This window comes from Kitasatospora sp. NPDC127116, from assembly GCF_042677365.1.
GTDB classification, from domain to species: Bacteria; Actinomycetota; Actinomycetes; order Streptomycetales; family Streptomycetaceae; genus Kitasatospora; species Kitasatospora lactacystinica.
The window spans coordinates 1-6,213 of sequence record NZ_JBHXTL010000244.1 but is presented as its reverse complement, the minus strand read 5'-3'; the positions used below and the strand labels follow the sequence as shown (position 1 = coordinate 6,213).

Annotated in this window: 3 protein-coding genes; all 3 read left to right on the top strand. The window is 72.4% G+C overall.

Annotation, left to right across the window (positions count from 1 at the left end):
* Window positions 1-565 precede the first annotated feature (565 nt).
* The 3 genes from ACFVHV_RS42890 (at window position 566) to ACFVHV_RS42880 (ending at window position 6,202) form a co-directional block, all read left to right on the top strand.
* Complete coding sequence (locus ACFVHV_RS42890; RefSeq protein ID WP_359901273.1) at window positions 566-2,767, top strand: M4 family metallopeptidase; 2,202 nt, start codon at window positions 566-568, stop codon at window positions 2,765-2,767.
* Window positions 2,768-3,088: 321 nt separating this feature from the next.
* On the top strand, window positions 3,089-5,323 hold the full coding sequence (locus ACFVHV_RS42885; protein ID WP_380359190.1) for an RICIN domain-containing protein: 2,235 nt from the start codon (window positions 3,089-3,091) through the stop codon (window positions 5,321-5,323).
* A 228-nt stretch (window positions 5,324-5,551) separates the two neighbouring features.
* Window positions 5,552-6,202 carry a hypothetical protein gene (locus tag ACFVHV_RS42880; RefSeq protein WP_380359187.1) on the top strand — a complete coding sequence of 217 codons (651 nt, stop codon included), beginning with the start codon at window positions 5,552-5,554 and terminating at the stop codon, window positions 6,200-6,202.
* The last annotated feature ends 11 nt before the right edge of the window (window positions 6,203-6,213 follow it).

The window sequence follows — 6,213 nt, the reverse complement described above, 5'->3', positions numbered from 1 at the left end:
CCGGAAACAACGCGAACTCCTTCCCCCCGGCCCCCTACGTCCACGCCTACAACGCGGACGGCAAGGAGATCTACAACCAGAAGACCCAGCCCAACATCAGGGCCGCCCACCCGTAAGCACCACACCGCGCGCCCGGTGGTGAGGCGGTCACGGGGGACCGTCCGGGAGCTCGGGGAGGAGGAGCCGGGGGCGGTGCGGGGCCGACGCCGGCGCCGGTCTGTTTTCCCCCGCATTACCCGTCTTCTGGCGATGGATTACCTCGACATTACGTCTATCACGAAGCATTCCGGCCAACTTGTCGCCGCACGGGTGACGTGTTTCCAACAAAGATGGCACTGTACCGTCCCATCGCTGCAGCGGCCCTTGCAGTCGCACGCGCACCACCCGCTGCGGTGACCACGTGGAGGTTGTCCCCCACTCGAACCACCAGCTCTACCGGGCGGCACCATCCCTGCCCTCCCGGCTGACTCCGGCCGCACCCGCGCGGCCGTCGCAGAAGGAGTTCAGTGTGAATCGATCCTCCCGAAAGACCACCGGCGCAGGCGCGTTGACAGTCGGCGCCGCGATGATCGTGGCTGCCCTGACATCCGGTGTCGCCATCGCCGACGAGACTCCCGTCCAGGCCCCCGCCGAGGTCCGGGCCGCCGCCGGCGCGCTGCCGGTGCAGCTGTCGCCGGAGCAGCGCGGTGAGTTGCTGGCCTCGGCGGACGCGTCGCTGGCGGAGACCGCCGGCTCGCTGAAGCTGGGGTCGAAGGAGGCGCTGGTCGCCAGGGGCGTCACCAAGGACGCCGACGGCAGCGTGCACACCCGCTACGAGCGGACCTTCGACGGACTGCCGGTGCTCGGCGGCGACCTGGTCGTCCACACCGCCGCGGACGGCTCCACGAAGGGCGTCACCAAGGCCACCGAGGCGGACATCGCCGTCGACACCACCGCCAAGGAGAGCGCCGAGGCGGCGAAGGGCCTCGCGCTCGACAGCGCCGGCAGCGCGAAGGTCGCGGAGCCGGCGGCCGACAGCACCCGCAAGGTGGTCTGGGCCGCGTCCGGCACCCCGCGCCTCGCGTGGGAGACGGTGGTCACCGGCACGCAGGAGGACGGCACGCCGTCCGAGCTGCACGTCATCACCGACGCCAACTCCGGCAAGAAGATCTTCGAGTACCAGGGCATCGAGACGGGCGTCGGCAACAGCAAGTACTCGGGCCAGGTCACCATCGGCACCTCGGCGGCGGCCGGCGGCGGCTTCGCGCTGACCGACAACACCCGCGGCGGCCACAGCACCTACGACCTGAACGGCACCAGCTCCACCAGGAAGCTGTTCACCAATCCGACCGACACCTGGGGCGACGGCACCGTCTCCAACCGGCAGACCGCCGCCGTGGACGCCGCCTACGGCGCCCAACTCACCTGGGACTACTACAAGAACGTCCACGGCCGCAACGGCATCAAGGACGACGGCGTCGGCGCCTACACCCGGGTCCACTACGGCAACAACTACGTCAACGCGTTCTGGTCCGACAGCTGCTTCTGCATGACCTACGGCGACGGCGCGGGCAACGTCAAGCCGCTGACCTCCATCGACGTCGGCGCCCACGAGATGACCCACGGCGTCACCTCCGCCACCGCGAACCTGATCTACAGCGGCGAGTCCGGCGGCCTGAACGAGGCCACCTCGGACATCATGGCCGCCGCCATCGAGTTCTGGGCCGACAACCCCGAGGACAAGGGCGACTACCTGGTCGGCGAGAAGATCGACATCAGGGGCAACGGCAGTCCGCTGCGCTACATGGACAAGCCCTCCAAGGACGGCCGCTCCAGGGACTCCTGGTCGTCCGACCTCGGCTCCATCGACGTGCACTACTCCTCCGGCCCGGCCAACCACTGGTTCTACCTGGCCTCCGAGGGCAGCGGCAGCAAGACCGTCAACGGCGTGGCCTACGACTCCCCGACCTCCGACGGCCTGCCGGTGACCGGCATCGGCCGGGACGCGGCCGCCAAGATCTGGTACCGGGCGCTGACCACCTACATGACCTCGTCGACCAACTACGCGGCGGCCCGCACCGCCACCCTGCAGGCCGCCGCCGACCTGTACGGGCCGACCAGCGCGACCTACATGAACACCGCCAACGCCTGGGCGGCCATCAACGTCGGCCCGCGCGTCGTCGACGGCCTCCTGCTGGACCCCGTCGCCAGCCAGATCACCGCGATCGGCGCCCCCGCCGATCTCCAGATCAAGGCCGCCAACTTCAACCCCGGCATCGTCACCTACCACGCGACCGGCCTCCCCGAGGGCCTGACGCTCCACCCGGTCACCGGCCGCGTCACCGGCGTCCCGGCCCTCACCGGCACGTACACGGTCACCGTCACCGCCAAGGCCTCCCACCACAGCAGCCTCGCGACGACGTTCACCTGGAAGGTCTCCCGGGGCATCTTCGCGAACACCACCCCTGTGCAGATCCCGGACGGGGGCCCCGCGATCTTCTCGGACATCGTCATCGACCGGATCCCGGGCCAGGCGCCGAGCGACCTCAAGGTGGGCGTGGACATCAAGCACACCTGGCGCGGTGACCTGGTCGTCGACCTGGTCGGCCCGGACGGCGCGGTGTACTCGCTGAAGAAGAGCAACGTCGGCGACTCGGGCGACAACGTCATCGAGACCTACACGGTTGACGCCTCCGCCCAGCTCGCCAACGGTACCTGGCGGCTCCGGGTGCAGGACATGTACCGCACCGACTCGGGCCGCATCGACGGCTGGAAGCTCATCTTCTGACCGTGTCGGCACCGAGCACCGAGCACCGAGCACCGAGCACTGAGCACTGAGCACTGAGCACTGACCTCTGAGGTGATCCGGTCGGCGAAGGCACTCACTTCGCCGGCCGGATCACCTCTTGGCCGTGCGGCACGGTCCGTCGCCGGGCTCCGGACCACCCCGGCCGGAACCGGCGTCGCCGTCGCCCGCGGTTCGAACGCGCTGAATATTTTCGCAAGATGTTTCTGTTATCGCCGGTCGTCCCTCGTGCTCTCCGGAGTGTCGGAAGGCCCGGACCTCCTCACCACAGGGTCCGGGTCATCGCACGAGGAAAGGAACGCGATGGGACACCGGAGCACCGAGCTTCGCCGGCGCAAGCGCCGCAGGCTCACCCGCAGGAGCGCCCTGGTCGCCGCGGCGGTGGCGGCAGGGCTGCTGGCGGGAACGCTCGGCATCCGCACCGCGCTGGAGCCGGCGGCCCTGAACGGCGCCGTCACGGCCGCGGCCGACGGGGTCGACGGTTCGGGGACGCAGGCCGGGCTGGTCGGCTACGACGGCGGACCGGGGGAGACCGGCACCGCCGAGGGGGCCACCCAGGCGCCCGCCCCGAAGCGGGACCAGAAGGCCGCGCCGCTCAAGGCGATACCCAAGGACGAGCCCGAACGCGGCCTGGTCTACGCCGGATTGAGCCTGCCCGGCAGCGACCGCTGCGGCGGCACGCTGGAGGTCACCGGCAGCACCCAGTGCAGCCACGGCCCGGACGTGCCGCCCAAGGGCGTGGACATCCGCCAGGACGTCCCGCCGGTCGCGGCCCCGGTCGCCCGGACGCCCGCGCTCACCCCCGCGGCCGGAGCCCAGGCACCCGCCGCCGCCGATCTGCTGAAGGGCTCCGCGCCCGTCCTGGACGCCACGCAGAAGGCGCTGCTCGGCGGCGCCGGCACCGCCGCGGACGCTGCCCCGGCCGCAGCGGCCGTGCCCGCCGGGTCGAAGCTGGTCTGCGATGGCGACGGCAGCAGCGGCAACCGCGTCCAGGTGGTGTACGTCCACAGCCCGGGCAACGACCGCTTCGCCCAGTACCTCGCCTCGTTCAAGAAGTGGTCCGCCGACGTCGACGTCATCTACAACGCCAGCGCCGCGGAGACCGGCGGCGAACGGCACGTCCGCTTCGTCACCGAGTCCGACTGCAGCGCCTCGGTGCTGAACGTGCAGATCTCCGACGCCGAGATCCAGGACTTCAACGCGAGCAACCGGGCCCTCGCCGCGCAGGGGTTCAACCGCAAGGACCGCAAGTACATGATGTTCACCGACGCCAAGGTGTACTGCGGGATCGGCACCTTCGCCGGCGACGAGCGCCCCGGCCAGGACAACCTGAGCAACTTCGGGCCCTCGTACGGCCGGACCGACTCCGGGTGCTGGAGCGGCAGCACCGCCGCCCACGAACTCGGCCACAACCTGGGCGCGGTGAACAACAGCGCGCCCAACTCCAGCAAGGCCGGGCACTGCGTCGACGAGTGGGACGTGATGTGCTACTCGGACGCCCCCGACTACCCGCAGATGCGGACCGTCTGCCCGGACCGCGCCCATGACGACCGGCTCGACTGCAACCACGACGACTACTACAACACCTCACCGTCGCCGGGCAGTTACCTCACCACGCACTGGAACGTCGCCAACAACCGCTTCCTCATCGCCGGTGGCGGCAGCGGCCCCGACCCGACGCCCACCCCGACGCCCACCCCGACTCCGACCGGCACGCCGACCCGCACGCCCTCGCCGACCCCGACGCCCACCGGCAGCACCACCCCCACGCCGACCGGCTCCCCGTCGCCGACCGCGACCCCGACTGCGACTGCGACCCCCACTCCGACCGCGACCCCCACGGCGGGCAACACCGGCCCCGCGGTGGGCGTCAGCCAGGTCACCCAGAACTCCGCCGTGCTCAGCTGGACCGCCGTACCCGCCGCGGCCGGCTACGACGTGCTGCTGAACGGCCAGGCGATCGGCACCGTCCGCTCGACAGTGGTCGGCGTGGTCCGCCTCGCCCCCGGCACCTCGTACACCGTGGCCGTGGCCGTCCGCGACGCCGCCGGCGCGGTCGGCAAGCCCGGTCGCACCGCCACCTTCCGCACGGTCGCCGACACCGGCCGCCCGCAGCCGGGCACGCGCTACACGATGGTCAACGGACTGACCGGGCAGGCCGCCGACCTGTGGGGCAGCTCGACGAACGACGGGACCGTGGCCATCGCCTACCAGCGCACCGGCTACGCCAACCAGAAGTGGCAGTTCGAGGACGCCGGGAACGGCGCGGTGCGGATCAAGTCCGCGCGCTCCGGCAAGTGCCTGCAGCTCGGCGGCGCCCCGGTGGCCGGTCAGTACGTCGCCCAGCAGCCGTGTTCCAACACGACCGCGCAGAAGTGGCAGCTCAACGCCGTCGAGGGCGGGTTCACCGTCACCGCGGACGGCGGCTCGCTCGTGCTGGGGCTCAGCACTCGCTGGTACTACGGCGGTTGGCTGCTGGAGCTGCAGCAGGCGAACGGCCGGCCGCAGCAGAACTGGTCGCTCCTGAAGACCACGTAAGCAGGCAGCTCCGACCGACCGCGGGCCGCGCGCCCGAGGACCGTGGCCCGGCAGTCCGGCAGTCCGGCAGTCCGGCTGCCCGGCTGCCCGGTGCCACGGTCCCGCACGTCGCCCGGCCCGCGCGCCGGGCGCGGCCACCCGCTCCGGCGCGGCCGCGCCCGGCGCCCCCGTCTCCCGCACCCGTCCTCCCACACCCGTCCTCCCACACCGCTCCGAGGAACACCCGCCATGCGAACCCGCCCGCTCCTTGCCGCCTGCGCCCTCGCGGCGGCCGCCGTCCTGCCCACCGCCGCACCGGCCGGTGCCCACGGCGACAGCGTCCACCTGGACGTCACCGGCCAGCAGAACGGTCACGTCAGCACCGTCGCCACTTGGGAGAACGACCACGACCCGGTGACCGAGGAGTTCGCCGGCACGCTCTCCGCCACCGCGGCGGACGGCCGGACGGTGGGCCCCTGGCGACTGGTCGGCGTCCCGGGCCGCCCGGGGACGTACACCACCCGGGAGATCCTGCCCGCCGGGCACTGGCAGGTGACCGTCGACTGCGCCTTCCCCTCGCTCGGCCACGCCCAGCGCGAACTGGACGTGGCGGACGCCGTCATCGACGACCCGGCGCCCGCCGGTACGGCGGCCGCGTCGCCCCCGGCCGGTGTGCCGTCGGCCGCGTCGACGGGGACGGGCGCCGGGCCCGTCCCGGTGCCCACCGGCGGGCCGGTGTCCGAGCCCGCCCCCGCCGGTTCCGCACCGGCCGCGGCCTCCGGCTCCGCCTCCGCGCGCGACACCTCCGACTCCACCACCTGGGCCGCCGCCGGCACCGCCGTCGCGGCCGTGCTGCTGGTCGGCACCGGGCTCTGGCTCCGCCGGCGCCGCCGGGCCTGAGCCGCCGGCCC